Raw genomic sequence first — 26,496 nt, forward strand, 5'->3', positions numbered from 1 at the left:
TTCCCCCTCCCATTCATAACGACAAGGTCAACACCATGAATGACAAGACACGCCCGCTCGGTATCACCGATGTCGTCTTGCGCGATGCCCATCAGTCGCTGTTCGCCACGCGCATGCGCCTGGACGACATGCTGCCGATCGCCGAGAAGCTCGATCGTGTCGGCTTCTGGTCGCTGGAATCCTGGGGCGGCGCCACCTTCGACGCCTGTATCCGCTATCTCGGCGAGGATCCGTGGGAGCGGATACGGGCGTTGAAGGAGGCGATGCCCAACACGCCGCAGCAGATGCTGCTGCGCGGCCAGAACCTGCTCGGCTACCGCCACTACGGCGATGACCTCGTGGACAAGTTCGTCGAGCGCGCCAAGACCAACGGCGTCGACGTGTTCCGCGTCTTCGACGCCATGAACGACCCGCGCAACCTCGAGCGGGCCATCCAGGCCGTGCGCCGGGTCGAGGGCCACGCCCAGGGCACGCTCTCCTATACGGTGAGCCCGGTGCACACCCTGGATGGCTGGGTCGAGCTCGGCAAGACCATCGCCGACATGGGCGCCGACTCCCTGGCGATCAAGGACATGGCCGGCCTGCTCAAGCCCTACGACGCCTATGAGCTGGTCAGCAAGCTCAAGAAGGTCGTGGACATCCCGATCCACATGCAGTGCCACGCGACCACCGGCCTCTCCACCGTCACGGCCCTCAAGGCCGCCGAGGCGGGCATCGACAACGTCGACACGGCGATCTCCTCCATGTCGATGACCTACGGTCACAGCCCGACCGAGTCGGTCGTCGCCATGCTCCAGGGTACCGAGCGGGATACCGGCCTGGACCTCGAGCTGCTCGAGGAGATCGCCGCCTACTTCCGCGAGGTGCGCAAGAAGTACGCCGCCTTCGAGGGCTCGCTCAAGGGCATCGACTCGCGCATTCTCGTCGCCCAGGTGCCAGGCGGCATGCTCACCAACATGGAAGGCCAGCTCAAGGAGCAGGGCGCCGCCGACAAGCTCGACGACGTGCTCGCCGAGATTCCGCGGGTCCGCGCCGACCTGGGCTTCATCCCGCTGGTCACCCCGACCTCGCAGATCGTCGGCACCCAGGCGGTGATGAACGTGATGATGGGCGAGCGCTACAAGTCCATCTCCAAGGAGGTCCAGGCGGTCCTCAAGGGCGAGTACGGCGCCGCCCCGGCCCCGTTCAACGAGGAGCTGCAGGCGCGCGTGCTGGAGGGGGGCGAGCCGATCACCTGCCGTCCCGCCGACCGGCTCGAGCCCGAGATGGCGACCCTCACCGCCGAGCTCAAGGAGAAGGCCAAGGAGAAGGGCATCCGCCTCGCCGAGGGCGAGCGCGAGATCGACGACGTCCTGACCTACGCGCTCTATCCGCAGATCGGCCTGAAGTTCCTGGAGAACCGCGACAACCCCGACGCCTTCGAGCCGGCGCCCCAGGCCGCGGAGGCGCCGTCGGCCAACCTGCCGGCCGCCGCCCAGAAGTCCGTGGCCGAGGCCCCGGCACCGGCCGGCCCCGAGACCTACACCGTCACCGTCAACGGCAAGCAGTACGTGGTCGAGGTCGCCGAGGGCGGCGAGATCGGTCAGATCGCCGAGCAGGGCGGCGCCCAGCCGGCCGCCAGCGCCCCGGCTCCGGCCGCGCCCTCGGGCGAGACCATCACCGCGCCGCTGGCCGGCAACATCTTCAAGGTCAATGTGCGCGAGGGGGACAGCGTCGCCGAGGGTGACGTGGTGATCATCCTCGAGGCCATGAAGATGGAGACCGAGGTGCGCGCGGCGAGTGCCGGCACCGTCTCCGCCATCAAGGTCGGCGAGGGCGACAGCGTCGCCGTCGGTGACGTGCTGATCGAGCTCTGAGGACGGTTTTCATGTCGGAAAAGATCTTGACCCTCTGGTACGGCTCGGGGCTCTACAACCTGACTCTGGGCCAGGGCGTGATGGTGCTGGTGGGGCTGCTGCTGCTCTATCTCGCCATCCAGAAGAAGTTCGAGCCGCTGCTGCTGGTGCCGATCGGCTTCGGCGGCATCCTGGCCAACATCCCCGAGGCGGGCCTCGCCCTGTCGGCCGCCGAGCAGGCGGCCCACCTGGCGTCGCCGGCACTGCTCGAGCAGATGGCCCAGTCCCTGCAGCTCAGCCTGGACCCGGCCGCCGGGATCGAGGCCTGGCGGCACAGTCTCGCCGAGGTACTGCACGGTGACATCTCGCCGGCCCTGGTGCGCGCCGCCAACGACGTGGCCATGGACGGTGGCTATGCCCACGGCATGCTCTACCAGTTCTACAGCGTGGCCATCGCCTCGGGCATCGCGCCGCTGGTGATCTTCATGGGCGTGGGCGCGATGACCGACTTCGGCCCGCTGCTGGCCAATCCGCGCACCCTGTTCCTGGGCGCGGCGGCGCAGTTCGGCATCTTCGCCACCCTGCTCGGGGCGGTGGGCATGTCGGCCATGGGCTGGATGGACTTCTCGCTCAACCAGGCCGCCGCCATCGGCATCATCGGCGGCGCCGACGGCCCGACCTCGATCTACGTCTCGAGCATCCTGGCGCCGGAGCTGCTGGGTGCCATCGCCGTGGCCTCCTACTCCTACATGGCGCTGGTGCCGCTGATCCAGCCGCCGATCATGAAGGCGCTGACCAGCAAGCGGGAGCGCGAGATCACCATGACGCAGCTGCGCCCGGTCTCGAAGCTGGAGAAGATCGTCTTCCCGTTGGCGCTGCTGATCCTGGTGGTGCTCTTCCTGCCTGATGCCGCGCCGCTGCTGGGGATGTTCTGCTTCGGTAACCTGATGCGCGAGAGCGGCGTGGTGGAGCGTCTCTCCGACACCACCCAGAATGCCCTGATCAACATCGTGACCATCTTCCTGGGGCTCTCGGTGGGCTCCAAGCTGATCGCCGACCGCTTCCTGGCGGTGGAAACGCTGGGCATCCTGGCGCTGGGCATGGTGGCCTTCGCCATCGGCACGGCCTGCGGCATCCTGATGGCCAAGCTGATGAACACCGTCAGCAAGATGCCGATCAACCCGCTGATCGGCTCCGCCGGCGTCTCGGCGGTGCCCATGGCGGCGCGGGTGTCGAACAAGGTGGGGCTCGAGTCCAACCCCCACAACTTCCTGCTGATGCACGCCATGGGGCCCAACGTGGCCGGGGTGATCGGCTCGGCGGTGGCCGCCGGGGTGATGATCAAGTACCTGGGGTGAGACCGAGCGTCCTGCCCATCCAGAACGGCGCCCGCGGGCGCCGTTTTTTTATGGGGTGGGCATGAGCCGAGGCGGGCGGGGCAGGGCGCTCAGTCGTCCTGCAGCAGGGCGAGGCGTCCGCGCAGGCGGGTCTCCAGCGCGCTCAGGTCGGCGGGGGCGTCGCTCGGCCACCCCACGGTCAGCTCGACTCCCTCGGCGCCGTAGTCGGCCTGCTCGACCGGCACGTCGCGCTCGGCCAGCCAGGCGCGGGCCTCGGCCTCGCCGGCGAAGTCGACCTTCAGGCGCAGCGGGGCGCGCTCGACCACCTCGCGGCGGGGTAGCGTCTCCAGCGCCTGGGCGACGGCCCGGGAGTAGGCGCGGGCGAGGCCGCCGGTGCCGAGCTTGGTGCCGCCGAAGTAGCGGGTCACCACGCTGCCCACCTGGCCGAGGGCCGCGCCGTCCAGCACCTGGAACATCGGGCGCCCGGCGGTGCCGCCGGGTTCGCCGTCGTCGGAGAAGCCGATGGCGGTCTGCTCGCCGGGTGGGCCGGCGATGAAGGCGCTGCAGTGGTGGCTGGCGTTGGGGTGGAGGCGGCGGGCCTCGGCGAGCATCGCCTCGAAGGCGGACGCGTCGGTCGCGTGGCAGAGCCAGGCGATGAAGCGGCTCTTCTCCACCTCGAGTTCGCTCTCGTGCCAGCGGCCGGGCGGCAGGTCGGGTACCGCGTAGCGCATCAGGCGGCCAGCTCCGTCTGGCGCACCACGCCCATCACCAGGCCGATCACCTGGACGTCGTCATTGCGCAGGTAGATCGGCGCCATGCGCTCGTTGGCCGGCTGCAGGCGCACGCCCGACTTCTCGATGTAGAACTTCTTCAGGGTGACCTCCTGGTCATTGATCATCACCACGGCGGTCTCGCCGTTCTCGGCGCTCTCGCGGCGTTCGATGATGATCACATCCCCGTCGAAGATATTGCAATCGACCATGGAGTCGCCGCGCACCCGCAGGGCGTAGGTGTTGCGGCGTACCATGGTTGTGGGCACACGGATGCTGCCGGCCTCCGGGCAGGCCTCGATGGGCATGCCCGCCGAGACCTGACCCAGCATCGGGATCTCGGTCAGGGTCTCGGCTTCGATGGCCTCCCAGGCCTCGGCCAGGGGCAGGTTGGGTCGGCGCTGCAGGTACTGCGGTGTGACGTTGGGCATGCGGTCTCTCCCCGGTCGTCTAAACCTGTCGATACATACAGTGTTTCACGAGCATAGCAGCCGATCGAAAACTGGCAAGGGAAAGCTGCCCGCCACGCGCTTGACTCAGGGCAAGTGCGACCGGCTGCCGCAACCCCCTCGACTGGTAGCCAGGGCCCTTTCCGTGTAGAGTTCCGGGCGCAATTATCCATGCCGGGAGAGTGCCTTGAGCCTGCGTCTGCAAGCCCGAAAGCTGGCCTGTGAGCGGGACGATCGCTGGCTGTTCAAAGACCTGGATCTGGATATCCATGCCGGCGAGATCGTGCGCGTGGAAGGTCCCAACGGCAGTGGCAAGACCACCCTGTTGAAGATCCTCTCCGGGCAGCTGGCCGACTTCGACGGCGAGCTCTACTGGAACGAGCATCCCATGCGTCGGACGCGCCAGGACTTCCTGGCCAACCTGCTCTATCTGGGCCATGCCCCGGGGGTCAAGGCGGCCCTGACGCCGCTGGAGAACCTCGCCTGGTATCAGGCCCTGGCGGGCGAGCCCGATGACGAGCCCGCGCGCTTCGCGGCGCTTGCGGCCGTGGGCCTCGTCGGCTTCGAGGACCTGCCCGCCGGACAGCTCTCCGCCGGCCAGCAGCGCCGCGTGGCCCTGGCGCGTCTCGAGCTGATTCCGCGCGCGCTGTGGGTGCTCGACGAGCCGTTCACCGCCATCGATCGCGACGGCGTCGCGGATCTCGAGGCGCGCCTGGCCGCTCATGCCCGGCGCGGCGGCTGCGTGCTGGTCACGACCCACCACGAGCTCGCCGACACGCCCGCCCTGCGGCGCATCCGGCTCGGTCAGGGGGCGCGCGATGCCGAACTCTGACCCCCGCCTGGCACCGCAAGCGGACGCCGTTCGGCTGTTCCGGGAACCCGAGGGCGGTGCCGGGGTCGCAATCCGGGCAACGCTGAAACGCGACCTGGTGCTGTTGATGCGCCGGCGCAGCGAGGTGTTGAATCCGCTGGTGTTCTTCGCCCTGGTGATCACCCTGTTCCCGATCGGCATCTCGCCGGACCCGGAACTGCTGGCGACCATCGCGCCGGGCCTTCTGTGGGTGGCGGCGCTGCTCGCGGCCCTGCTGTCGCTGGATAGCCTTTTTCGCAGCGACTTTGATGACGGCTCCCTGGAGCAGCTGCTGCTCTCGCCCCAGCCGCTGCCGGCGCTGGCGCTGGCCAAGGTGGCGGTGCACTGGCTGTTGACCGGCCTGCCGCTGGCGCTGATGGCGCCGATACTGGGCATCATGCTGGCACTGCCGGCGGGCAGCTACGCGGTGCTGGCGCTGTCGCTGGCGCTGGGCAGCGCCAGCCTGAGCCTGATCGGCGCCATCGGCGCGGCGCTGACCGTGGGGCTCTCCCGAGGCGGCGTGCTGCTCTCGCTGCTGGTGCTGCCGCTCTACATCCCGGTGCTGATCTTCGGCGCCGGCGCCGTGCAGGCGGCCATCTTCGGCGAGGGGGTCGCGGCGCACCTGGCGATTCTCGGGGCGCTTCTTGCAGTCGCGCTGATCCTGGCCCCCTGGGCGATCGCGGCGTCACTGCGCATCAGTATCAACGGTTGAGGACGACAATCGGCATGTGGGCCTTCATACACAAGCTCGGATCCCCCAAGTGGTTCTATGGCATCAGCGCGCGGCTCTCGCCCTGGTTCTGGGCGGCGGCGGCGCTGCTGATCGTCGTCGGCAGCGTCTGGGGGCTGGCCTTCGCGCCTGCCGACTACCAGCAGGGCAACAGCTTCCGCATCATCTACGTGCACGTGCCGGCGGCCTTCCTGGCCCAGTCGATCTTCGTCAGCATGGCGATCGCCGGCTTCGTCTTCATGGTCTGGAAGATCAAGGTCGCCGACATGGCCGCGGCGATGATGGCCCCGCTGGGCGCCGCCATGACCTTCGTGGCGCTGTTCTCCGGCGCGGTCTGGGGCGTGCCCACCTGGGGTACCTGGTGGATGTGGGATGCGCGCCTCACCTCGATGCTGATCCTGCTGTTCCTCTATTTCGGCGTGATCGCGCTGCGCGGCGCCTTCGCAAGCCGCGACAGCGCCTCACGCGCCGCCTCGGTGCTGGCCATGGTCGGCGTGATCAACATCCCCATCATCAAGTACTCGGTCGACTGGTGGTACACCCTGCACCAGCCCGCCACCTTCAGCGTCACCTCGCGCCCGGCCATGCCGCTGGAGATGTGGGCGCCGCTGCTGATCATGGTGCTGGGCTTCTACTGCTTCTTCATCGCGGTGACCCTGATGCGCACGCGCAGCGAGATCCTGCGTCGCGAATCCAACAAGCGCTGGGTGCGTGAGCTCGCCGGGGAGGTGACCTGATGGCCTTCGATTCCCTCTCGGCCTTCCTGGCCATGGGCGGCCACGGCATCTACGTGTGGGCCTCCTGGGGCCTGACCGGGCTGCTGCTGATCGGCGTGGTGGTGCATGCCCGCGCCGAGCGCCGGGCGTTGCTGCGTGACCTGCGCCGCCGGGCGCGCCGCGAGCAGCGCCGGGGCGCCTCGACACCGGATTCACATCAAGAGGGCCACGCCCGTGAGAGCTAAACGCAAGCAGAAACTGTTCGTGATCCTGGGTCTGGTCTCGCTGGCCGCCATCGCCGTGGGCCTGACGCTCTATGCGCTGCGCAGCAACATCAACCTGTTCTTCAGCCCGGTGCAGATCACCGCCGGCGACGCCCCGCTGGAGCGCCAGATCCGCGCCGGCGGCATGGTCCGCGAAGGCACGGTGGAGCGCGACCCGGACAGCCTCGAGGTGGTGTTCACCGTGACCGACTACGTCGAGGACGTCGAGGTGCGCTACAGCGGCATCCTGCCGGACCTGTTCCGCGAGGGGCAGGGCGTGGTGGTGGTGGGCGAGCTCCAGCAGGGCGGCTGGCTGCAAGCCGACCAGGTGCTGGCCCGCCACGACGAGAACTACATGCCCCCCGAGGTGGCCCAGGCGCTGGAGGAGGCCGGCTACTCGCCGGAGGACTACCAGGCCAAGGCGGCCGAGGTGGGCAAACGGCTCGAGGCGCAGCAAGACGGCGCCCGCGCGAACTGATCCGGAGTGTCCATGCAGACCCTGATGATCCCCGAAATCGGCCACTTCGCCCTGATCATTGCCCTGCTGATGGCCTTGGTCCAGGGCGTCATGCCGCTGGCCGGCGCGGCGACCCGTCGCCCGCTGTGGATGGCCTATGCGCGCCCCATGGCCACCGGCCAGTTCCTGTTCCTGGCCATCGCCTACGCCTGCCTGACCGCCAGCTACCTGCTGGATGACTTCAGCGTGGCCAACGTGGCCAACAACTCCAACTCGCTGCTGCCCTGGTACTACAAGGCCAGCGCCGTGTGGGGCAACCACGAGGGCTCGGTGCTGCTGTGGAGCCTGATCCTCGGCGCCTGGACCTTCGCGGTGAGCCGCTTCTCCCGCGAGCTCCCCCGCGACATGCTGGCCCGGGTGCTGGGCGTGATGGGGCTGGTCAGCGTCGGCTTCCTGGCCTTCGTGCTGATCACCTCCAACCCCTTCGAGCGGCTGCTGCCCAACGTCCCCCAGGACGGCGCCGACCTCAATCCGCTGCTTCAGGACTTCGGCCTGATCGTGCATCCGCCGATGCTCTACATGGGCTACGTGGGCTTCTCGGTGGTCTTCGCCTTCGCCATCGCCGCCCTGCTGGGCGGCCGCCTGGACGCCGCCTGGACGCGCTGGGCGCGCCCCTGGACCAACGTCGCCTGGGCCTTCCTGACCGTCGGCATCGCGCTGGGCAGCTGGTGGGCCTACTACGAGCTCGGCTGGGGCGGCTGGTGGTTCTGGGACCCGGTCGAGAACGCCTCGCTGCTGCCCTGGCTCGCCGGTACCGCGCTGATCCACTCCCTGGCGGTGACCGAGAAGCGCGGCGCCTTCAAGAGCTGGACGGTGCTGCTGGCGATCTCCACCTTCTCGCTGTCGCTGATGGGCACCTTCCTGGTGCGCTCGGGGGTGCTCACCTCGGTACACGCCTTCGCCAACGACCCCTCCCGGGGGATGTTCATCCTGGTGCTGCTGGGCATCACCGTGGGCCTGTCGCTGCTGCTGTTCGCCCTGCGCGCGCCGCGGGTCAGCCACCAGGTCGGCTTCAGCTGGCTGTCGCGTGATGCCCTGCTGCTGATCAATAACATCCTGCTGGTGATCATCACCGTCACGGTGCTGCTGGGGACGGTCTATCCGCTGCTGCTCGACGCCATGAACCTCGGCAAGATCAGCGTCGGCCCGCCCTACTTCAATGCGCTGTTCGTGCCCCTGACCGTGGTGCTCTGCCTCTTCATGGGGCTCGGGCCGCTGGCGCGCTGGAAGCGCACCGACGGGCGCGACCTCTTCAAGCGCAGCTGGCTCGCCGGCCTGCTGGCGCTGGTCATCGGCGCCCTGGCGCCGCTGCTCTACCGTGGCGAGTGGAACCTCCAGGTGAGCCTCGGCGTGCTGATCGCGCTGTGGGTCGTGCTGCCCATGGGGCGCGACCTGTGGGCCAAGACGCGCCACTCGTCCGGCCGGCTGGCCGGCGCCAGGCGCCTGTCGCTCGCCTACTGGGGCATGATCCTCGGCCACCTGGGCGTGGCGGTGACCATCATCGGCGTCACCGTGGTCTCCAACTACGCCATCGACCGCAACGTGCGCATGGGGGTGGGCGACAGCGTCGAGCTTGCCGGCTACACCTTCACCATGACCGAGCTCGGCAATCGTCGCGGCCCCAACTTCCTGGCCGACTTCGCCGAGATCGAGGTGCGCCGCGGCGAGAGCGAGCGCAGCTTCACCATGACCCCGGAGAAGCGCCTCTACCTCGCCCGGGGCATGCCGATGACCGACGTCGCGCTGCGCCCGGGGCTGTTCCGCGACCTCTACGTCGCCATGGGCGAGGATCTCGAGGACGGCAGCTGGGCCATGCGCCTGCAGTACAAGCCCTTCGTGCGCTGGCTGTGGCTCGGCGGCCTGCTGATGGCGGCCGGCGGCATCCTGGCGGTGGCCGATCGCCGCTATCGGCGCGCCGCGACCGCCCGCGACCCCGAGCAGGCCGCCGCGGCCAAGCCCAAGGAGGCCACGGCATGAAGCGTCGCCTGCTGCTGCTGCTGCCGCTGATCGGTTTCCTGGTGCTGGGGGGCTTCCTCTACCAGGGCCTGTCGATGAACCCCTTCGATCGCGACTCTGCGCTGATGGCCCGGGAGTTCCCGGCCTTCGAGCTGACGACCCTGGAGGATCCCGAGCGCACCGTCGACGCTTCGCTGCTCGAGGGCGAGGTCACCCTGGTCAACGTCTGGGGCGAGTGGTGCCCGACTTGCAAGCAGGAGATGCCGCAGCTGCTCGATCTCGCCGATCGCGGCGTGCGCCTGGTCGGCGTCGACTACAAGGACACCCGGGAGAAGGGGCGCGAGTTCCTGGCCGAGTTCGGCAACCCCTTCGAGGTCAACGTCTTCGACCCCGAGGGCACCCTGGGCTTCGATCTCGGCGTCTACGGCGCCCCGGAGACCTTTCTGGTCGATGCCGACGGCATCATCCGCTATCACCACACCGGCTACATCAAGCCGGATGACGTGCGCGAGACGATCCTGCCGGAGGTGGAAAAATGGCGCGACTGATCCGCGGCCTGCTGGCCGCACTCTTACTGCTGCCGCTGCTCGCCCAGGCGGCGGGCATCGAGGTCCGCCAGTTCGACGACCCGGTGACCGAGCAGCGCTATCAGGACCTCACCGCTAGCCTGCGCTGCCCCAAGTGTGAGAACCAGGCGATCGGCGACTCCGACTCGCCGATCGCCGGTGACATGCGCGACCGGGTCTACGCCCAGCTACAGGACGGCCGCTCCGACAAGGAGATCCTCGACTTCATGGTGCGCCGCTTCGGCGACTACGTGCTCTACAACCCGCGCCTCGAGGGTCGTACCCTGCTGCTGTGGGGGCTGCCCGCGGCGCTGGTGCTGCTCGGCGCTGTGGTGGTGGTGTTGATGGTGCGCGCGCGGCGCCGCACCTCGGCCCGCGCCCTGAGCACCGAGGAGCGTGATCGCCTGGATGCCCTGATCAATCGCGAGAGAAACGAATGACCCTGCTATGGATCGCCCTGGCCGTGCTGCTGCTGCCGGCCCTGTGGTTGCTGGTGGCTCCGCTGCGTCGTGCCGCGGCCGTGAGCGCGGCCCAGCGTGACGTCGAGGCCAACGACCGCACCACCGAACAGAACCTCGCCATCTATCGTCGCCGCCTGGCGTCGCTGGAGGATGCCCACGCTCGCGGCGAGATCGACGCGGCCCGCCTCGAGGAGGATCGCCTGGAGCTCGAGCGCAGCCTGCTCGAGGACACCGAGCATCTCGAGCGCGCCCCGCTCAAGTCGGCCGCCTCCGGCCGGCTGGTGGTGCCGGTGGTGATGGTGGCCGTGGTGCTGGCCAGCGTTGCCTGGTACCACCACGAGGGGGCCGAGGGCGACCTCGCCCTCTACACCGTGCAGCGCCAGGTGATGAGCGACCCCGAGGGCTCGCTGCCGGTGCTGATCGAGCGCCTCGAGGAGCAGGCCGCGCGTCAGCCCGACAACCCCAACGTCTGGCGCACGCTCTTCCCCCTCTATCGCGACAGCGGCCGCATCGCCGAGGCCACCCGCGCCCTGGAGCGGCTGGTCACGCTGGAGGGGCGAAAGCCCTGGCTGCTCGCCGAGCTCGCCCAGATCCGCTACTTCGCTGCCGGCCGCGAGATGACCGAGGAGGTCCAGGCGCTGGTCGATGAGGTGCTGGCCCAGGAACCCGCCCAGCCCACGGTGCTCGGCATGCTCGGCATCGAGGCCTTCGAGTCCGGCGACTATGAGACCGCCATCGACCAGTGGCGCCGGGCCATCGCCGGCATGAGCAACCCGGACTCCGCCGAGGCCCTGCGCGAGGGCATCCGCGTCGCCCAGCAGCGCCTGGGCGTGACCCCCGACCCGGCCGAGCCGGCCGTCGCCGAGGGACCCGGTATCGCCGTGCGGGTGCGCCTGGCCGACGAGCTCGCCGGCCGTCTCGACGACGACGCCACCGTCTTCGTGGTGGCCCGCGACCCCGCCGGCGAGCTGCCACCGCTGGCCGTGGCGCGGGCGCGGCTCGGCGAGCTGCCGCTGACCACGGTGCTCAACGACGCCGACGCCATGGCGCCGATGGCCAAGCTCTCCCAGGTGGAGACGGCGCGGCTGACCGTGCGCGTTTCCCGGAGCGGGGAAGCCACGCCGCAGCCGGGCGATCTGGTCGGTACCCGCGGCGGGGTCGCGGTGGGCATGCTCGACGGCGATGCCGTCGAGGTGGTGATCGACCGGGTCGTCGAGTGAGTCCATGCGCCTGACATCGATTCGCCTGGCGGGCTTCAAGTCCTTCGTCGATCCGGTCACCGTGCCCTTCGACGGCAACATGACCGCCATCGTCGGCCCCAACGGCTGCGGCAAGTCCAACATCATCGACGCCGTGCGCTGGGTCATGGGCGAGTCCTCGGCCAAGACCCTGCGCGGCGAGTCGATGACCGACGTCATCTTCAACGGCTCCACCGGGCGCAAGCCGGTGGGCATGGCCTCCATCGAGCTGATCTTCGACAACCGTGACGGCGCCATGGGCGGCATCTACGCCCAGTACGCCGAGATCGCGGTCAAGCGCCAGGTCACCCGGGACGCCCAGTCGAGCTACTTCTTCAACGGCCAGAAGTGCCGGCGGCGCGACATCGCCGACCTGTTCCTGGGCACCGGGCTGGGGCCGCGCTCCTACGCCATCATCGGCCAGGGCATGATCTCGCGGCTGATCGAGGCCCGCCCCGAGGAGCTGCGCGCCACCCTCGAGGAGGCCGCCGGCATCTCCAAGTACAAGGAGCGCCGCCGCGAGACCGAGAACCGCATGCGGCGCACCCAGGAGAACCTGGAGCGCCTGGAGGACATCCGCGAGGAGCTCGACAAGCAGCTCGAGCGCTTGAAGCGCCAAGCCGAGGCGGCCAGGCGCTACCAGGCCCTCAAGCAGGAGGAGCATCGCCTCAAGGGCGAGCTTTCGCTGCTGCGCGGTCGCGCCCTGCGCGCCAGCCAGACCGAGGAGGAGAATCGCGTCCGCGAGTTCGAGACCGCGGTGGAGCGCGAGGTGCTGGGCATGCGCCAGGCCGAGACGCGCCTCGAGGAGGCGCGCGCCGAGCACGACCGCCTGGCCGAGGAGCTGGACGGCCGTCAGTCGAGCTTCTACGAGACCACCACCGCCATCGCGCGCCTGGAGCAGGACCTGGAGCACACCCGCTCCCGGGACCAGCAGCTGGCTCGGGATCTCGAGGCCGCGCGCCGCGAGCTCGCCGAGCTTGCGCGCCTGGGCGATGACGACGGCGAACGCCTGGCGCGCCTCGAGGAGCGTCTCGAGACCCTGGGGCCCGAGCAGGAGGAGGTGGCGGAGCAGCTCGCCGAGCTGGAGGCCGCCCTGGAGGAGGCCGAACCGCTCGCCGAGGAGGCCGAGGCCGCCTGGGAGAGCTTCGGCGAGCGCTGGCAGGAGCAGAGCCGCGAGGCCGAGCGCGCCCAGGACCGCCTGCGCGACCTGGAAAGCGGGCTCGAGCGCCTCTCGGCCGACGAGCGTCGCCGCCGCCAGCAGCATGAGGAACTCCCCGACATCGCGGGCCTCGGCGAGCAGCGCCGTGAGCTGGCCGAGCGCCACGCCGAGCTCGAGGGGCAGCTGGCCGAGCTCGAGGCGCGCCGCGGCGAGCTCCAGGCCGATCGCGACACCGCCCGTGGCGAGGTGCGCGAGGCCGAGGAGGCCCGCGAGGCTGACCGTCAGCGGCGCAGCACCCTGCAGGGCGAGCTGGCCTCGCTGGAGGCCCTGATCGAGGCCGCCCTGGCCGATCATGACGAGGCCCTCGACGCCCACCTGAGCGCTCACGGCCTGGGGGAGCGGCCGCGCCTCGGCGAGGCGCTCGAGGTTGAGTCCGGTTGGGAGGAGGCGGTTTCCTGGGTGCTGGCGCCTTGGCTGAGTGCGCGCCTGGCGCCTCGGGACGCCTCTCAGGAGGCGATGGCGGCGCCGCCCCAGGCCGAACTCGGCCTGCTCGAGGCCGAGGAGGTCAGCGCGCCTCCGGGCAGCCTCGCCGCCCGGGTGCGCGGCGCCGGGGCGGCCGGTCAGTGGCTCGCCGGCATCCGCTGCGTCGAGAGCCGCGAGGCGGCCTGGGCCGAGCGCGAGGCGCTCGCCGCCGGCGAGAGCCTGATCACCCCCGACGGCCTCTGGCTGGGCGCGGGCTGGGTGCGTCACCGCGGCGCCGGTGCCGGGCCCGACGCCCTGCTGGTCAGCCGGCGCCGCGAGGCGGAGGTTCGCGAGAGCCTCGCCGAGGTGGAGGCGCGCCTCGAGGCGCAGGAGCAGCGTCTCGAGGCGGCCGCGGGCCGGGTCGAGCAGGGCGAAGCGGCCCTGGAGCGGACGCGCCAGGAGGAGCGCGAGCTCGAGCAGCAGCGCCAGCAGCTGGCCGTGCAGGAGAGCGGGCTCGCCAGCCGCCTCGAACACCTGGAGGGGCGCGCCGCCGAGCTCGCCGAGGAACTCGAGGGGCTGGCCGAATCCCGCGAGGAGGCGATGTTGGCCCTCGAGGAGGCGCGCGAGCAGTGGCAGGCGGCCATGGCGCGGCTGGAGGAGGGCGCCGAGACGCGCGAGCGCCTCGAGCGGCAGCGCCGCGAGGCCCGGGAGCGACTGACCGCGCTGCGCACCCGCCAGCGCCCGCTCGCCGATCAGGCCCAGCGCCTGGCCCTCGAGCAGGAGCGCCTGGCCACGGAGCGCACCGGCCTGGCCGAGCAGCAGGGCCGCGCCGGCGAGGCCCGTGAGCGCCTCGAGCTGCGCTGCGCCGAACTGGAGGAGGCCCGCGAGGGGCTCCACGAGCCCGACGAAGAGCGGCGCGAGCGCCTCGACGAGCTGCTGGCCCGCCGCGAGCGCGAGGAGCGGGTGCTCAACGAGACCCGGGCCCGCGCCGCCGAACTGGTCGAGCGCCTGCGCGAGGACGAGCAGGCCCGCCAGGGGCACGAGCGTAACCTCGAGGGGATCCGCGAGCGCCTGCAGGAGTCGCGCATGCAGGTCCAGGCCCTCGCCCTCAAGGCCGAGACCCAGGACGAGCAGCTCGCCGAGCTGAACCACGATGCCGCGAGCCTGGCCGAACACCTCGACCCCAACGCCACCGAATCCGCCTGGCAGACCCGGCTGGAGGAGGTCGGCGAGCGCATCCGGCGACTGGGGGCCATCAACCTGGCGGCCATCGAGGAGTACGACCAGCAGGCCGAGCGTCGCGACTACCTGGAGGCCCAGCACGCCGAGCTCAGCGAGGCCCTGGAGACCCTGGATCGGGCGATTCGCCGGATCGATCAGGAAACCCGGACGCGATTCCGCGACACCTTCGAGCGAGTCAACAACGGGCTGCAGGGACTTTTCCCGCGAGTCTTCGGTGGCGGAACCGCATGGCTGACGCTGACCGGCGAGGATTTGCTGGAGACCGGCGTGGCCATCATGGCGCGTCCCCCGGGCAAGAAGAACAGCACCATTCACCTGCTGTCCGGCGGAGAAAAGGCCCTCACCGCGCTGTCGATGGTCTTCGCCATCTTTCAGCTCAATCCGGCGCCCTTCTGCATGCTCGATGAAGTCGATGCGCCCTTGGATGATGCCAACGTCGGACGCTACGCCAAGCTTGTGAAGGAGATGTCTGATACCGTTCAGTTCATCTACATCACCCACAACAAGATCGCCATGGAGGCATCGGAACGGTTGATGGGGGTGACCATGCAAGAGCCGGGTGTTTCGCGCCTGGTCTCGGTGGGCGTGGAGGAGGCCGCGGCCCTGGCCGAGGCCTGACGGGCTTGAACGTCAACGGTAAACGGGTTAACAAGGATGACAATGAAGACGGTAGTGCATGGACGCATGGGGAACCTGAAGGGCGATTGCGAAGGGCCAGGTCGGGTGACGGCATGACAATGCCGAACTTGACAAACAAAAGAATTGGCCCTTTTTTTGGCAATCGCGCTATGCTGTTGACGGACAACCATCAGGCATGGCGCCTTAGCAAAAGGCATGACGACCCATGGAATTAAGAGAGTGGCTGATCATACTAGGGCTGGCGTTGGTGACCCTCATCGTCATCGATGGCGTGCGTCGCCTGCAGCGCCAACGTCGCGTACCGCGTCTGGACCAGGTCGAGGGCAACGCCCCTGACGAGCACGCCGAGCCCGCGGTGGATCCCGACGCCGAGGCCCGACGGGCCGAAATCAACTGGGAGCTGCCCAATGGAGGGGCGCGGGTCGTCAGGCCGGCGGACGAGGGGGGCGTGCGTCCCAAGCCCAAGCTGCAGCGCCAGGAGCATCCTGGCCCGTCGCGGGTGCTCTCGGAGTTCCGGCGTCACGCGGAAGATGCCAGGCCGGCCGAGACGGCCGACGCCCGCGCGTCAACGCCCGCCCGCCACGACGCAGGCGTCCAGCAGGACAGCCCACACAGCACATCGCGCACCAGTGTCCCAGACGCGGCGTTGCGCGATCGCCATGGTGACGGCGCTCGCACCGTGCGCCGTGAAGCGCAGGCTGACCCGGTCCCGTCTTCCCGGACAGCCACCGCGCAAGATGACGCCGCGAGTGCCGAACACGCCGGCCTCTCCGCCAACGTCGTCTCCGATAGCGGCCTCTCTGCCGGCCACGACACCGCCGAGGCGCGTCGTGAGCCAGCGCTTACTCCTTCGCAGGAGTCCGCGTCGCGGGCGCCCGGCGAGGCCGAGGGCATCGGCGCCCTGGCCGCCGATCCCGAGGATCACGACGCCTACGCCGACGAGGAGCGCTACCGGCTGGTGGACCTCGAGGGCATGGGCGACTCCCTGAAGAGCGGTTCTCGCCGGGTGGGCTCCTCCGTGCAGCGTTTCAGCGCCTCCCTGCAGAAGACCCTGCACGATCGTCGCGAACACAAGCGCGACGAGAAGCAGCGTCGGGAGCAGGCCCGCGCCGAGAAGGCCGCCCGGGAGGCGGCGCAGCGGCAGAAGGCCGAGCATGAGGAGGCCGTGCGTGAGGCCGAACGGCGTCGCCGCGAGGCCGAGGAGGTGGCGCGCGCCGACGATGACGATCCGCTCTTCACCCCGTCGCGCCGCCGGCACGAGCAAGCCGAGGCCCCCGCGCCGCACGCGGACACGCCCCTGGAAGAGCCCGCCGAGGCCGCCATGGACGACCGTCCGGCGCGCGACGACGTGGTGCGCACCCATCCGGTGCTCGAGCGGGCGCTGCGTCACGACGTCAACGCCGAGCATGCGCGCGAGACCCTGAGTCACGCCGAGGAGATCCTCGTGATCAGTGTGATGTCCCGCGACGAGGAAGGGTTCTCGGGCACGGCGCTGCTCGACCTGATGCTGGCCTGCGGGCTGCGCTACGGTCGCGACATGGGCATCTTCCACCGTTTCGAGACCGAGGATCCCGACAGTCGCCTGCAGTTCTCGATGGTCAACGTGGTCAAGCCGGGGACCTTCCCCATCGAGGCCATGGACGACTTCCGCACCCAGGGCATCACCCTGCTGATGCCGCTGCCGGGCGCCAGCGATACCGCGGCCGCCTTCGAGGCGATGGTCGAGACCGCCATGGTCATCGTCCGTCACCTGGGCGGCGTGCTGAAGGACGAGCACCAGAGCGTGATGACCGCTCAGACCGTGGAGTTCGCCCGCCAGCGGGTGCAGGAGTTCGAGCGCCGCAATCGCCTCAACCGCTATCAGGCCAACTAGCTGCAACGCCTCGCGGGCCAGTGAAACAACCCCATGATTTCATGGGGTTGTTTCGTTTAGGGCAGGCGAAAGCGGGTATGCGAGAATAGCCGTGCCTTCGTGATACCAGACCAGAGACGCCATGAGCCAGACCGATCCATCGATTCAGGAAGAGGCGACGCGCCTGCGCGACGAGCTCGACGACGCCAACTACCGCTACTACGTGCTCGACGAGCCGCGCATGACCGATGCCGACTACGACCGTCGACTGCGCCGCCTGCAGGAGATCGAGGCCGAGCATCCCGAACTCGCGACCGCCGACTCCCCCACCCAGCGGGTCGGGGCCGCGCCGGACGCGGGCTTCCCCGAGGTGGCGCATGCCGTGCCGATGCTCTCCCTGGACAACGCCTTCAACGAGGAGGAGATCAAGGCCTTCGTGCGGCGCGTCGCCGACCGCCTCGAGGCGCATGGCGAGCCGCTGGCCTTCTGCTGCGAGCCCAAGCTCGACGGCGCCGCCGTCTCGCTGGTCTATGAGCGCGGCGAGCTGATCGCCGGCGTCACCCGCGGCGACGGCCGCACCGGCGAGGGCATCACCTCCAACCTGCGCACCCTGCGCTCGATCCCGCTCAGGCTGCGCGGCGACGACCCGCCGGCGCTTCTCGAGGTGCGCGGCGAGGTGATCATCAGCCACGCGGGCTTCGAGGCGCTGAACGACCGTGCCCGGGAGGAGGACACCAAGGTCTTCGCCAACCCGCGCAACGCCGCCGCCGGCAGCCTGCGTCAGCTCGATCCCCGGATTACCGCCACCCGGCCGCTGGAGTTCAGCGCCTACCAGGTGGCACGCATCGAGCCGGAGCAGGGCGACGCCAGCCACAGCCAGCTGATGGCAAGGCTCGGCGAGTTCGGCTTTCGCACCAGCCATGAGCTCGCCGTGGTGGAGGGCGCCGAGGGCATCATCGACTACTGCCGCGCGCTCGGCGAGAAACGCGACCGCCTCGGCTACGACATCGACGGGGTGGTGATCAAGGTCGATGACCTGCGGCTGCAGCGCGAGCTCGGCTTCGTGGCCCGCGCCCCGCGCTGGGCGATCGCCTTCAAGTTTCCCGCCCAGGAGGAGACCACCCGGCTCAACGACGTGGAGTTCCAGGTCGGGCGCACCGGGGCGATCACTCCGGTGGCGAGGCTCGAGCCGGTCTCGGTGGCCGGCGTCACCGTCTCCAACGCGACCCTGCACAACGCCGACGAGATCGCCCGGCTCGACGTGAAGATCGGCGATACCGTGGCGATCCGCCGGGCCGGTGACGTCATCCCCCAGGTGGTGCGGGTGCTCACCGAGCGCCGCCCGGTCGATGCCGAAGCGATCGTCTTCCCCGCGCACTGCCCGGCCTGCGGCTCCGAGATCGAGCACCTCGAGGGCGAGGTGGTGGCGCGCTGCTCCGGCGGGCTCTACTGCCCCGCCCAGCGCAAGGAGGCGCTCAAGCACTTCGCCTCCCGCCGCGCCCTGGACATCGATGGCCTGGGCGAGAAGCTGATCGAGGCGCTGGTCGAGCGCGAGTGGGTGAGCACCCCGGCGGACCTCTTCCGGCTCGAGGCCGAGCGCCTCGCCGAACTGCCGCGGATGGGCAAGAAGTCCTCCGAGAACCTGGTCGCAGCCCTCGACAAGGCCCGGCAGACCACGCTTGCGCGCTTCGTCTTCGCCCTGGGCATCCGCGAGGTGGGCGAGACCACCGCCGCCAACCTGGCCCGCCACTTCGGTAGCCTGGAGGCGCTGATGGCCGCCGACCTGGCCGCCCTGGAGGCCGTCGACGACGTGGGCCCCATCGTCGCCGCCCACGTGCACACCTTCTTCCAGCAGCCGCACAACCGCGAGACCATCGAGGACCTGCTGGCCTGTGGCCTGACCTGGGAGGAGGAGACGATCGGCGAGCGCCCCCAGCCCCTGGCCGGGCAGAGCTGGGTGCTCACCGGCACGCTCGAGAGCATGACCCGCGACGAGGGCAAGGCGCGGCTCCAGGCGCTGGGCGCCAAGGTGGCCGGCAGCGTCTCGAAGAAGACCGCCTGCGTGGTGGCCGGCGAGGCCGCCGGCAGCAAGCGCGAGAAGGCCGAGCAGATGGGGGTGCCGGTCATCGACGAGGCCAGCTTCCTCGAGCGGCTGGCCGACTGGGAACGAGGAGAGACGACATCATGATCGGCGATCGTTTCATCGAGGTGCCCTACCGCATGCTGCCGCCGGAGACCCTGGATGGCCTGCTGGAGGCCTTCGTCACCCGCCAGGGCTACGACACCACCGACACCGGCGAGGGCATGCGCGGCTGGGTCGGCCAGCTCAAGGGCCAGCTCGACCGCGGCGAGTTGCTGATCGCCCACGACCTCGAGACCGAGTCCACCGAGGTGATGACCCTGGCCCAGTGGCGCGCCTTCGGCCGCGACCTGGCCGACGACGAGGAAGGGTAGGGCCTGGGCCCCTTTCTACGCGCCGTTCCCGACGCCTCGCGCTGATGCTGAGTCATGCTTCCCTTGTATCAGGTCGCGGATGAGCCGCCGTCCCGGGTGCAGATGATCGACCAGCGGCGCCTCCAGGGGCAGCGGCTCGTCGCAGATCCGTGAGGCGATCAGCTCGGCGCAGATCGGGGCGCTGGAAAAGCCCCGGGAGCCGTGGGCCGCGCTGATCCACAGGCCCTCGTGGTGGCGCCCCGGCGTCTCGGGTACCCGGGTGGCGTCCTTGGAAAGCTTCGCGTAGTCCGCCGCCCAGGCCTCGGCCAGCGGCACCGGGCCCGCGTAAGGCGACTTGTCGGGGCTCGCGGCGCGCACCGCCGCCCGGCCCGCCAGCGCACCCGGCGCGAGCGTCGCGCCCGCCTCGCGCAGGGCGGCCATGAAGGCCGGCAGGGTGGCCTCGAGCTCGGCCAGGTTGGCCGCGTGATCGGCCTCGCGCACCTCGGTCGCGTCCTGGTTCGGCGCGAAGGTGGCGCCGAAGGTCAGCGTCCCCGCGAGGGGCGGTGGCACATAGCCGCCGGCGCACACCACCCGCGCAAGCGTCGGCGCCTCCTCGGGCAGCGTCAGCTGGCTGACCTGGCCGCGTACCGGCTGCAGCGGCAGCGCCGCCGTCTGGGTGAAGCGGTTGGCCAGCGCCGCGGTGGCGATCACCACCTGGTCGGCCGCCAGGCGCTCGCCGTCGGCGAGCGCCAGCGTCCAGCCGTGCTCCTCCGGCGTCAGCCCGGTCACCTCCGCCCGGCGCCACTCGACGCCCGGCGTGGCCGCCAGCCGCCGGCACAGCGCCGCCGGGCGCACCCAGCCCGCCTCGGGATAGTGAAGCCCGCCGTGCGCCAGCGGCGTGCCGGCCAGGCGCGACGCCGTCTCCGCCGCGACGCCGTGGACCACGCTCTCGGGCAGCGGATGATGGGCCAGGAAGCGTGCCTGGCGCGCCTGCTCCTTGTCGCTCATCGCCAGCTGCAGCACCCCGCAGGGCGACCACAGCGCCCGCGCGGGGTCGAGCGTCTCGAGCAGGCGGCGGCTGTGCAGCAGCCCGGCGAGATAGACCCGGCTCTGGGGATTGGTGTCGGCGGCGAGCTTGACGTAGAGCGCCCCCTGCTCGTTGCCGGAGCCGCCGCCGCCCGGCCCCTCGCGGTCGATCAGCGTCACCGCCACGCCGCGTCGGGCGAGCGCCGCGGCCACGCTAGTGCCGGCGATGCCCGCCCCGATCACGGCCACGTGGCGGGCCGGTCGCGCCGCGGGGGGCGTGAACCAGGGCGTGGCCAGGCGGCGCCGATCCTCGGGGGGCGTGGCGATCTCGCCGGCGAGCATCTCGCGCTTGCGGCCGAACCCCGGCACCTTGCGCCAGGCGAAGCCGGCCGCCTTGAGGCCGCGCTTGACCACCCCGGCGCAGGTGAAGGTGGCCAGGGTGGCGCCGGGGCGCGAGCGGGCGGCCATGGCGGCAAAGAGCTCGGGCCGCCACATCTCGGGGTTCTTGGACGGCGCGAAGCCGTCGAGGAACCAGGCGTCGACCCGGCCGTCGAGCCGCTCGAGCCGCTCGGTGGTATCGCCGAAGTGCAGGTCGAGGGTCACCCGCTCGTCGAGCGACAGCCGGTGCACGCCAGCCACCGGCTCGGGCCACTGGGCGACCAGGCGAGCGGCCCGGTCGGCGAGGTCCGGCCAGGCGGCGAGCGCCCGGGCGAGATCCGCCCGTTCCAGCGGAAACTTCTCGGTGGAGACCAGGTGCAGCCGCGCCGCCGGCGGGGCGTGGGCCTCGAAGCAGGCCCAGGCGCAGAGCATGTTGAGCCCGGTGCCGAAGCCGGTCTCGCCGATCACGAAGGGGCGGGGCTCCTGCCACTCGGCGAAGCGCTCCGGCAGCCGATTGGCGTCGAGGAAGACGTGCTCGGTCTCGGCGCGGCCGTCGTGGCGCGAGAAGTAGACGTCGTCGAAGGCCGCGGAGTGGGGTGCCTCCTCGCCGCCGTCGTCCCGTCGCCAGTCGAGGCGGGCGGTCTGAAGGCCGGCGAGCGGCGGCAGGGCATCGGGGGCAGCGGTCACGGGGCGGCTCCGGTCGTTCCGGTCACGGGGGCAGGGGAGGCGGCGACGCGGTGATCAAGGTTTGATCGATCGCGTCGCGGCGGCACGGCATCGGGGCTGGCGGAAGGCGTCCGCGGCGTTTCAACAGGCTTGTCCACAGCAGCTGTGGGAAACCGGCTGTGGACAGAAAAACCTGTGGATGAGGCTCAGGGCAGGACCTTTTTGAACGGCTTCACGATCGCCTTGGCGTAGACGCCGGCGATCATGTAGGGGTCGGCATCGGCCCAGGCCTGGGCGCTCTCGAGGCTCTCGAACTCGGCGACCACCAGGCTCCCCGTGAAGCCGGCCTCGCCCGGATCGTTGCTGTCGATGGCCGGGTGCGGGCCGGCCAGCACCAGGCGGCCCTCGTCGCGCAGCGCCTCGAGGCGAGCCAGGTGATCCGGACGGGCGGCCAGGCGCCGTTCCAGGCTGTCGTTCACATCTTCACTGATGATGGCGTAGAGCATCGCGGTTCTTCCTCGTGGTGGGCGGCTCGCGCCGCGGGTGCCGATGGCCTCGTCATTGACCGTCATCGGCCGCGCGAGCACCATGTCGGGATATTCTGACAAAGTCACCTGCCGGCGTCATGCCCATGAGCGCACCTCCCGCCCGATTCGAGGGCGAACCGCACCGCGTCGATCTGCACATGCACTCCACGGCCTCCGACGGCGCCCTGCCGCCGGCCGAGGTGGTGGCGCTGTGCCGGGCCAAGGGCGTGACCCTGATGGCGCTGACCGACCACGACACCATGGACGGCATCGAGGAGGCCGAGGCCGCCGCCCGCGAGCAGGGCATCGGCCTGATTCCCGGCACCGAACTCTCGACCCAGTGGCGCGGCATCAACATCCACGTGGTGGGCCTGCTGCCCGAGGGGGCGCGGGGCGACCTGGTCGCGGGGCTCGCCGCCCAGGCCGAGGCCCGAGAGCAGCGCTCCTGGCGCATCGCCGAGCGGCTCGAGAAGATCGGCCTGAAGGACGCCCTGGCCCGGGCCCGGGAGCAGGCCGGCTCCGACCGCCCGCTGGGGCGGCCCGACTTCGCCCGGGCGCTGGTGGCCGCGGGGCTGGTGCCCGACATCGGCAGCGCCTTCAAGAAGCACCTCGGCAACGGCAAGGCCGGCGATATCAAGGCCCACTGGCCGTTTCTCGCCACGGCGGTGGCCTGGATCCTCGATGCGGGCGGGGTGGCGGTGCTCGCCCATCCGCTGCGCCACGGCCTGACCCGGCGCAAGCGCGGGCTGCTGCTCGACGACTTCGCCGCCGCCGGCGGCCAGGCCGCGGAGCTGGTCAGCGGTTTCCAGAATCCCGACGTGACCCGCGACCTGGCGCGCCAGCTGCAGGAGCGCGAGCTCTACGGCTCGGTGGGCAGCGATTTCCACTTCCCCGGCGGCCATCTGGCGCCGGGCAGCATGAGCCCGGTACCGCGCACCGCCACGCCGCCGGTGTGGGCCCATCCGCGCCTAGCCGGCATCGCCGCGACGGCCGCCGGCTGAACACGCGCCGGTGGCGGTCGGCCTCATCGTGCGCCCGGCGCCACGTGTTATCGTGGCGCTACCCCATTTCCGGTCACCGAACAGGGAGCTCGCATGAGCCAGTTCTTCCAGATCCACCCGGACAATCCCCAGAAGCGCCTGATCGACCAGGCGATCCAGATCATTCGCCGCGGCGGCGTGGTCGCCTATCCGACCGATTCCGGCTATGCCCTGGGCTGCCACCTGGGCGACAAGAAGGCCATCGAGAAGATCAAGTGGCTACGCTCGCTGGACGACAAGCACAACTTTACCCTGGTCTGCTCGGACCTCTCGGAGATCGGCACCTACGCCAAGGTGGATAACACGGTCTTTCGGCTGCTGAAGGCGCACACGCCGGGGGCCTATACCTTCATCCTCGATGCCACCACCGAGGTGCCGCGGCTGCTGCTGCATCCCAAGCGCCGCTCCATCGGCGTGCGGGTGCCGGATCATCAGATCACCCGGGAACTGCTCGGCGCCCTCGGCGAGCCGCTGATGAGCGTGACCCTGATCCCGGTGGGGGAGGAGCTGCCGATGACCGACGCCGAGGAGATCCGCGAGCGCTTCGGCAACGATCTCGACCTGATCATCGACGGCGGCGCCTGCCATCTCGAGCCCACCAGCGTGATCGACCTGCGCGACCTGCCGCCGACCATCCTGCGCGAAGGGCGCGGCGACGTCCGTCCCTTCCAGGTCTGATTCCCCGCGTCGATCCCCCGCCGCCGGTTCAACGTGCCGGCGGGGGCGTCTCGTCCTCGTCGTCACCCTCGTCCGAGCCTTCCTGAGCCTCCTGCTCCGACTCGGGCAGGCGCGGGTCGGGGGAGTTCTCGTCCAGCCAGGTGCCGCAGCGCAGGCAGTACCGGGCGCGCTGCTCGTGGCGGTCGTGGCCGCACCCCGGGCAGGCCTCGTCGGAGTAGCGATCGGCGCGGATCGAGCGGATCACCTCGGCGGAGAAGACCCCGGTGGGCACCGCGATGATCGAGTAGCCGATCAGCATCACCATCACCGAGATCGCCTGGCCCAGCGGGGTGACCGGTGTGATGTCGCCGTAGCCCACCGTGGTCAGGGTGACCACCGCCCAGTAGATCGAGGTGGGAATGCTGGTGAAGCCGGCCTCCTCGGGCTCGATCAGGTAGACGAGGGAGGCGAAGATGGTCACCAGCATGAAGACGGTGAACAGGAACAGGAAGATCTGGTGGCTGCTGCGCTTCAGGGCGTCGACCAGCAGCCGCCCCTCGCCGACGAACTCCATCAGGCGCAGCACGCGGAAGATACGCAGGGTGCGCAGCAGGCGCACCACCACCAGAGACTGGGCGCCCGGCAGGATCAGCGCCAGCCAGGTGGGCAGGATCGCCACCAGGTCGATGATGCCGTAGAAGCTCTTGAGGTACTGCAGCGGGCGCTCGAGGCAGTAGAGGCGCACCACGAGCTCGAGGGTGAAGGCGATGGTGAACCCCCACTCGATCCAGTAGAAGAGCGCCGCGTGGCCGTCGCGAAAGGCCGCGACGCTCTCCAGCATCACCACCATCACGCTGGCCAGTATCGCCACGATCAGCCCGATATCGAAGGCCTTGGCCGCCAGGGTGTCCGACTCGAAGATGATCTGGAAGACCCGGGTGCGCAGGCCTTCGCCCGCGGGCTTGGGAAGGTAGTTCACGAGCGTCGTCCTTGTGGTGGCGGGCCGGGCCCGTCGGGCGGAGTCGGCTGAGCTCAGCTCAGGTCGGCGTCACCGGGCAGCCGGCGGGCCAGGCGCAGCATGCGCCGCCCGAAGGTCGGGGTCAGCCAGGGCTCGTCGTCCAGCGCCTCGGCGAGCGCCCGGGCCTCGTCGCGCCGTGAGGCGGCGCCGTTGTCTCCATCAGCATCATCGCCCAGTTCCGCCAGCCGTTGGAAGGCCCGGCGCGCCTCCAGGCGCCAGGCGTCGTCGCCGCTATCCGCCAGCGCATCCAGCGCCACGGTGGCGCGGTGCAGCCAGCCGACGGGGGAACTGGCCTCGGGCAGCGATCGCGCCCCCTCGAGCAGGGCGCCGCCCCGGGCCGCCTTGCTGGTGTCCGATGGGCGCAGCGCCACGCTGTCGGTCAGGGCCTCGGCCAGCGACCAGAGCGCCTCGGGCTCGCCCGCCTTGAGCTCGAGCTCCAGCTCGCGGATCGCCACGACCCGCTCGCCCGCGCGGATCTCGCCGAGGTCCAGGGCGAGTTCGATGGTCGCGCCTTCATGATCGAGCCACCAGGTCTCGCGGGCGAAGTCGGTGGCGAAGCGCGGGGCCAGGCGCTCGAGCAGGCCCGCCTCACGCTCGGCCAGGGGCGGCAGCGCCGCCAGCCCCTCGAGGTCGAGGCCGGGACCCGGCACCTCCCACTCCCACTCACCGCGGGTCGAGAGCCCGCCGCCGCCCTGGCCGCGGGTCTTGAGGGTCTGCAGCAGTCGCCCGTCCGCGCGGCGCAGGCGCAGCGCCATGCGCGCGCTCTCCAGATCGCCCTCGGGGGTGTCGAAGTAGGTGTTGCCCAGCTGGGTGAGGGTCGGCGTGACGCCGGCCAGGCGGGGATGTCGTCGCAGGGCCTCGGCACTCTCGGTCCCCAGCGCGAGCTTGAGTTCGATCTCGTGTGCCATCGGGAGAGCTACCTCGTTTTGATGAATATTGGATGATTTTTTCATGACGCTGGGGATGTCAGTCACTATACTGACGCCGCCATTTTTCCAGGTTCATAGATGCCCCATGGTGACATCCAATCCCTTCTCCGCGATGTTCGGCCGCTCGCCATTCCATCCGCTGCTGGCCCACATCGTCAAGGCCAACGCGTGTGCCGACGAGCTGCTGCCCTTCTTCGAGGCGTCCCTGGTGGGCGACTGGGACACCGCCGAGCAGCATCGCGAGACCATCACCCGCCTCGAACACGAGGCCGATGAGCTCAAGACCGAGCTGCGTCTCAACCTGCCCAATACCATGTTCCTGCCGGTCTCTCGCTCCGACCTGCTCGACCTGATCAGCGTCCAGGACAAGATCGCCAACAAGGTGCGCGACATCACCGGCATCATGCTCGGTCGTCGCATGCAGATGCCCGAGGAGCTGGCCCAGCCGATGCGCGACTACATGCGCACCTCGGTGGCTTGCGTGGCCCAGGCGCGCCATGCCCTCGAGGAGCTCAAGGACCTGCTCGAGTCCGGCTTCGGGCGCAACGTCTCCGACGTGATGCAGAAGCTGATTCGCGAGCTGCACGTGCTCGAGCAGCAGGCCGACAGCCAGCAGGTGGCGATCCGCCGCCAGCTGTTCGAGCTCGAGGACCGCCTGCCGCCGGTGGACGTGATGTTCCTCTACAAGATCATCGACTGGGTGGGCGAGCTCTCCGACCGCGCCGAGCGCGTCGGCAGCCGACTGCAGATCATGACGGCCAACTGAACGCAGCGGCCCCG

The 26,496-nt window shown here is 70.2% G+C and carries 24 protein-coding genes; 18 read left to right on the forward strand and 6 right to left on the reverse strand.

What is annotated here, in order from left to right; genetic code table 11:
- Positions 1-35 precede the first annotated feature (35 nt).
- Together oadA and ACGTNG_RS10015 are read left to right on the forward strand one after the other, a co-directional pair.
- Positions 36-1,856, forward strand: a complete 1,821-nt coding sequence (oadA, locus tag ACGTNG_RS10010; protein ID WP_394576870.1) for a sodium-extruding oxaloacetate decarboxylase subunit alpha — start codon at positions 36-38, stop codon at positions 1,854-1,856.
- An 11-nt stretch (positions 1,857-1,867) separates the two neighbouring features.
- Positions 1,868-3,193: a sodium ion-translocating decarboxylase subunit beta gene (locus ACGTNG_RS10015; RefSeq protein ID WP_394576871.1), complete on the forward strand. Its 1,326-nt coding sequence runs from the start codon at positions 1,868-1,870 to the stop codon at positions 3,191-3,193.
- A gap of 89 nt (positions 3,194-3,282) precedes the next feature.
- Here ACGTNG_RS10015 and ACGTNG_RS10020 read toward each other — a convergent pair whose 3' ends face one another.
- Positions 3,283-3,903 carry an IMPACT family protein gene (locus tag ACGTNG_RS10020; protein ID WP_394576872.1) on the reverse strand — a complete coding sequence of 207 codons (621 nt, stop codon included), beginning with the start codon at positions 3,901-3,903 and terminating at the stop codon, positions 3,283-3,285.
- Positions 3,903-4,373: a transcriptional repressor LexA gene (gene lexA / locus ACGTNG_RS10025; protein WP_394576873.1), complete on the reverse strand. Its 471-nt coding sequence runs from the start codon at positions 4,371-4,373 to the stop codon at positions 3,903-3,905. The genes ACGTNG_RS10020 and lexA overlap by 1 nt, the downstream gene beginning before the upstream one ends.
- A 205-nt stretch (positions 4,374-4,578) precedes the next feature.
- Between lexA and ccmA the strand changes: the two genes are divergently transcribed.
- The 13 genes from ccmA to ACGTNG_RS10090 all read left to right on the forward strand — a co-directional run bounded on the left by ccmA (position 4,579) and on the right by ACGTNG_RS10090 (position 19,496).
- Positions 4,579-5,223 (forward strand): cytochrome c biogenesis heme-transporting ATPase CcmA, encoded by a 645-nt coding sequence (gene ccmA, locus ACGTNG_RS10030; protein WP_394576874.1) that lies wholly within the window; start codon positions 4,579-4,581, stop codon positions 5,221-5,223.
- The gene (ccmB, locus tag ACGTNG_RS10035) at positions 5,210-5,953 is read left to right on the forward strand and encodes a heme exporter protein CcmB (protein WP_394576875.1); all 744 of its coding nucleotides are present in this window, start codon (positions 5,210-5,212) and stop codon (positions 5,951-5,953) included. The genes ccmA and ccmB overlap by 14 nt, the downstream gene beginning before the upstream one ends.
- Before the next feature lie 14 nt (positions 5,954-5,967).
- On the forward strand, positions 5,968-6,708 hold the full coding sequence (locus tag ACGTNG_RS10040; protein WP_394576876.1) for a heme ABC transporter permease: 741 nt from the start codon (positions 5,968-5,970) through the stop codon (positions 6,706-6,708).
- Positions 6,708-6,932: a heme exporter protein CcmD gene (gene ccmD, locus ACGTNG_RS10045; protein WP_394576877.1), complete on the forward strand. Its 225-nt coding sequence runs from the start codon at positions 6,708-6,710 to the stop codon at positions 6,930-6,932. The genes ACGTNG_RS10040 and ccmD overlap by 1 nt, the downstream gene beginning before the upstream one ends.
- Positions 6,922-7,428 carry a cytochrome c maturation protein CcmE gene (ccmE, locus tag ACGTNG_RS10050; RefSeq protein ID WP_394576878.1) on the forward strand — a complete coding sequence of 169 codons (507 nt, stop codon included), beginning with the start codon at positions 6,922-6,924 and terminating at the stop codon, positions 7,426-7,428. Before ccmD ends, ccmE begins: the two co-directional genes overlap by 11 nt.
- Positions 7,429-7,452: 24 nt before the next feature.
- Positions 7,453-9,444 carry a heme lyase CcmF/NrfE family subunit gene (locus tag ACGTNG_RS10055; RefSeq protein WP_444875023.1) on the forward strand — a complete coding sequence of 664 codons (1,992 nt, stop codon included), beginning with the start codon at positions 7,453-7,455 and terminating at the stop codon, positions 9,442-9,444.
- A complete protein-coding gene (locus ACGTNG_RS10060; RefSeq protein WP_394576880.1) occupies positions 9,441-9,971 on the forward strand; it encodes a DsbE family thiol:disulfide interchange protein in 531 nt (176 codons plus the stop codon). The genes ACGTNG_RS10055 and ACGTNG_RS10060 overlap by 4 nt, the downstream gene beginning before the upstream one ends.
- Positions 9,959-10,429, forward strand: a complete 471-nt coding sequence (locus ACGTNG_RS10065) for a cytochrome c-type biogenesis protein (RefSeq protein ID WP_394576881.1) — start codon at positions 9,959-9,961, stop codon at positions 10,427-10,429. Before ACGTNG_RS10060 ends, ACGTNG_RS10065 begins: the two co-directional genes overlap by 13 nt.
- Positions 10,426-11,670: a c-type cytochrome biogenesis protein CcmI gene (ccmI, locus tag ACGTNG_RS10070; RefSeq protein ID WP_394576882.1), complete on the forward strand. Its 1,245-nt coding sequence runs from the start codon at positions 10,426-10,428 to the stop codon at positions 11,668-11,670. Before ACGTNG_RS10065 ends, ccmI begins: the two co-directional genes overlap by 4 nt.
- Positions 11,671-11,674: 4 nt before the next feature.
- Positions 11,675-15,169, forward strand: coding sequence for a chromosome segregation protein SMC (gene smc / locus ACGTNG_RS10075; RefSeq protein WP_394576883.1), 3,495 nt, complete (start codon positions 11,675-11,677; stop codon positions 15,167-15,169).
- 226 nt (positions 15,170-15,395) lie between these two features.
- Positions 15,396-17,063, forward strand: coding sequence for a cell division protein ZipA (gene zipA, locus ACGTNG_RS10080; RefSeq protein ID WP_394576884.1), 1,668 nt, complete (start codon positions 15,396-15,398; stop codon positions 17,061-17,063).
- 121 nt (positions 17,064-17,184) lie between these two features.
- Positions 17,185-19,230: an NAD-dependent DNA ligase LigA gene (gene ligA / locus ACGTNG_RS10085; protein ID WP_394576885.1), complete on the forward strand. Its 2,046-nt coding sequence runs from the start codon at positions 17,185-17,187 to the stop codon at positions 19,228-19,230.
- Positions 19,227-19,496 (forward strand): YheU family protein, encoded by a 270-nt coding sequence (locus ACGTNG_RS10090; RefSeq protein WP_394576886.1) that lies wholly within the window; start codon positions 19,227-19,229, stop codon positions 19,494-19,496. The genes ligA and ACGTNG_RS10090 overlap by 4 nt, the downstream gene beginning before the upstream one ends.
- Positions 19,497-19,511: 15 nt before the next feature.
- Here the strand turns inward: ACGTNG_RS10090 and mnmC are convergent, their stop codons facing one another.
- Positions 19,512-21,566 (reverse strand): bifunctional tRNA (5-methylaminomethyl-2-thiouridine)(34)-methyltransferase MnmC2/FAD-dependent 5-carboxymethylaminomethyl-2-thiouridine(34) oxidoreductase MnmC1, encoded by a 2,055-nt coding sequence (gene mnmC, locus ACGTNG_RS10095; protein ID WP_394576887.1) that lies wholly within the window; start codon positions 21,564-21,566, stop codon positions 19,512-19,514.
- A gap of 185 nt (positions 21,567-21,751) precedes the next feature.
- The gene (locus ACGTNG_RS10100; protein WP_108445195.1) at positions 21,752-22,051 is read right to left on the reverse strand and encodes a YciI family protein; all 300 of its coding nucleotides are present in this window, start codon (positions 22,049-22,051) and stop codon (positions 21,752-21,754) included.
- Between the two features lie 119 nt (positions 22,052-22,170).
- Here ACGTNG_RS10100 and ACGTNG_RS10105 point away from each other — a divergent pair, with 119 nt between their 5' ends.
- Together ACGTNG_RS10105 and ACGTNG_RS10110 are read left to right on the forward strand one after the other, a co-directional pair.
- Complete coding sequence (locus ACGTNG_RS10105; protein ID WP_394576888.1) at positions 22,171-23,073, forward strand: PHP domain-containing protein; 903 nt, start codon at positions 22,171-22,173, stop codon at positions 23,071-23,073.
- 93 nt (positions 23,074-23,166) lie between these two features.
- Positions 23,167-23,790, forward strand: a complete 624-nt coding sequence (locus ACGTNG_RS10110; protein ID WP_394576889.1) for an L-threonylcarbamoyladenylate synthase — start codon at positions 23,167-23,169, stop codon at positions 23,788-23,790.
- A gap of 28 nt (positions 23,791-23,818) precedes the next feature.
- Here the strand turns inward: ACGTNG_RS10110 and ACGTNG_RS10115 are convergent, their stop codons facing one another.
- Complete coding sequence (locus ACGTNG_RS10115) at positions 23,819-24,748, reverse strand: ion transporter (RefSeq protein ID WP_394576890.1); 930 nt, start codon at positions 24,746-24,748, stop codon at positions 23,819-23,821.
- 53 nt (positions 24,749-24,801) lie between these two features.
- Positions 24,802-25,695: a CYTH domain-containing protein gene (locus ACGTNG_RS10120; protein WP_394576891.1), complete on the reverse strand. Its 894-nt coding sequence runs from the start codon at positions 25,693-25,695 to the stop codon at positions 24,802-24,804.
- A gap of 106 nt (positions 25,696-25,801) precedes the next feature.
- On the opposite strand from ACGTNG_RS10120, the gene ACGTNG_RS10125 reads away from it, so the two are divergent.
- Entirely contained in the window at positions 25,802-26,482 is a 681-nt protein-coding gene (locus ACGTNG_RS10125; RefSeq protein ID WP_394576892.1) for a TIGR00153 family protein, read from the forward strand.
- Positions 26,483-26,496: the final 14 nt, after the last annotated feature.

It is taken from the genome of Halomonas sp. B23F22_3 (assembly GCF_043496965.1).
GTDB lineage: Bacteria > Pseudomonadota > Gammaproteobacteria > Pseudomonadales > Halomonadaceae > Halomonas.

Excerpts from the sequence above, each read along its gene's own strand:
- oadA (WP_394576870.1), top strand. The coding sequence starts at position 36 with ATGAATGACAAGACACGCCCGCTCGGTATCACCGATGTCGTCTTGCGC.
- ACGTNG_RS10015 (WP_394576871.1), top strand. The coding sequence starts at position 1,868 with ATGTCGGAAAAGATCTTGACCCTCTGGTACGGCTCGGGGCTCTACAAC.
- ACGTNG_RS10020 (WP_394576872.1), bottom strand. The coding sequence starts at position 3,903 with ATGCGCTACGCGGTACCCGACCTGCCGCCCGGCCGCTGGCACGAGAGC.
- lexA (WP_394576873.1), bottom strand. The coding sequence starts at position 4,373 with ATGCCCAACGTCACACCGCAGTACCTGCAGCGCCGACCCAACCTGCCC.
- ccmB (WP_394576875.1), top strand. The coding sequence starts at position 5,210 with ATGCCGAACTCTGACCCCCGCCTGGCACCGCAAGCGGACGCCGTTCGG.
- ACGTNG_RS10040 (WP_394576876.1), top strand. The coding sequence starts at position 5,968 with ATGTGGGCCTTCATACACAAGCTCGGATCCCCCAAGTGGTTCTATGGC.
- ccmD (WP_394576877.1), top strand. The coding sequence starts at position 6,708 with ATGGCCTTCGATTCCCTCTCGGCCTTCCTGGCCATGGGCGGCCACGGC.
- ACGTNG_RS10055 (WP_444875023.1), top strand. The coding sequence starts at position 7,453 with ATGATCCCCGAAATCGGCCACTTCGCCCTGATCATTGCCCTGCTGATG.
- ACGTNG_RS10060 (WP_394576880.1), top strand. The coding sequence starts at position 9,441 with ATGAAGCGTCGCCTGCTGCTGCTGCTGCCGCTGATCGGTTTCCTGGTG.
- ACGTNG_RS10065 (WP_394576881.1), top strand. The coding sequence starts at position 9,959 with ATGGCGCGACTGATCCGCGGCCTGCTGGCCGCACTCTTACTGCTGCCG.
- ccmI (WP_394576882.1), top strand. The coding sequence starts at position 10,426 with ATGACCCTGCTATGGATCGCCCTGGCCGTGCTGCTGCTGCCGGCCCTG.
- smc (WP_394576883.1), top strand. The coding sequence starts at position 11,675 with ATGCGCCTGACATCGATTCGCCTGGCGGGCTTCAAGTCCTTCGTCGAT.
- zipA (WP_394576884.1), top strand. The coding sequence starts at position 15,396 with ATGGAATTAAGAGAGTGGCTGATCATACTAGGGCTGGCGTTGGTGACC.
- ligA (WP_394576885.1), top strand. The coding sequence starts at position 17,185 with ATGAGCCAGACCGATCCATCGATTCAGGAAGAGGCGACGCGCCTGCGC.
- ACGTNG_RS10090 (WP_394576886.1), top strand. The coding sequence starts at position 19,227 with ATGATCGGCGATCGTTTCATCGAGGTGCCCTACCGCATGCTGCCGCCG.
- ACGTNG_RS10100 (WP_108445195.1), bottom strand. The coding sequence starts at position 22,051 with ATGCTCTACGCCATCATCAGTGAAGATGTGAACGACAGCCTGGAACGG.
- ACGTNG_RS10105 (WP_394576888.1), top strand. The coding sequence starts at position 22,171 with ATGCCCATGAGCGCACCTCCCGCCCGATTCGAGGGCGAACCGCACCGC.
- ACGTNG_RS10110 (WP_394576889.1), top strand. The coding sequence starts at position 23,167 with ATGAGCCAGTTCTTCCAGATCCACCCGGACAATCCCCAGAAGCGCCTG.
- ACGTNG_RS10120 (WP_394576891.1), bottom strand. The coding sequence starts at position 25,695 with ATGGCACACGAGATCGAACTCAAGCTCGCGCTGGGGACCGAGAGTGCC.
- ACGTNG_RS10125 (WP_394576892.1), top strand. The coding sequence starts at position 25,802 with ATGGTGACATCCAATCCCTTCTCCGCGATGTTCGGCCGCTCGCCATTC.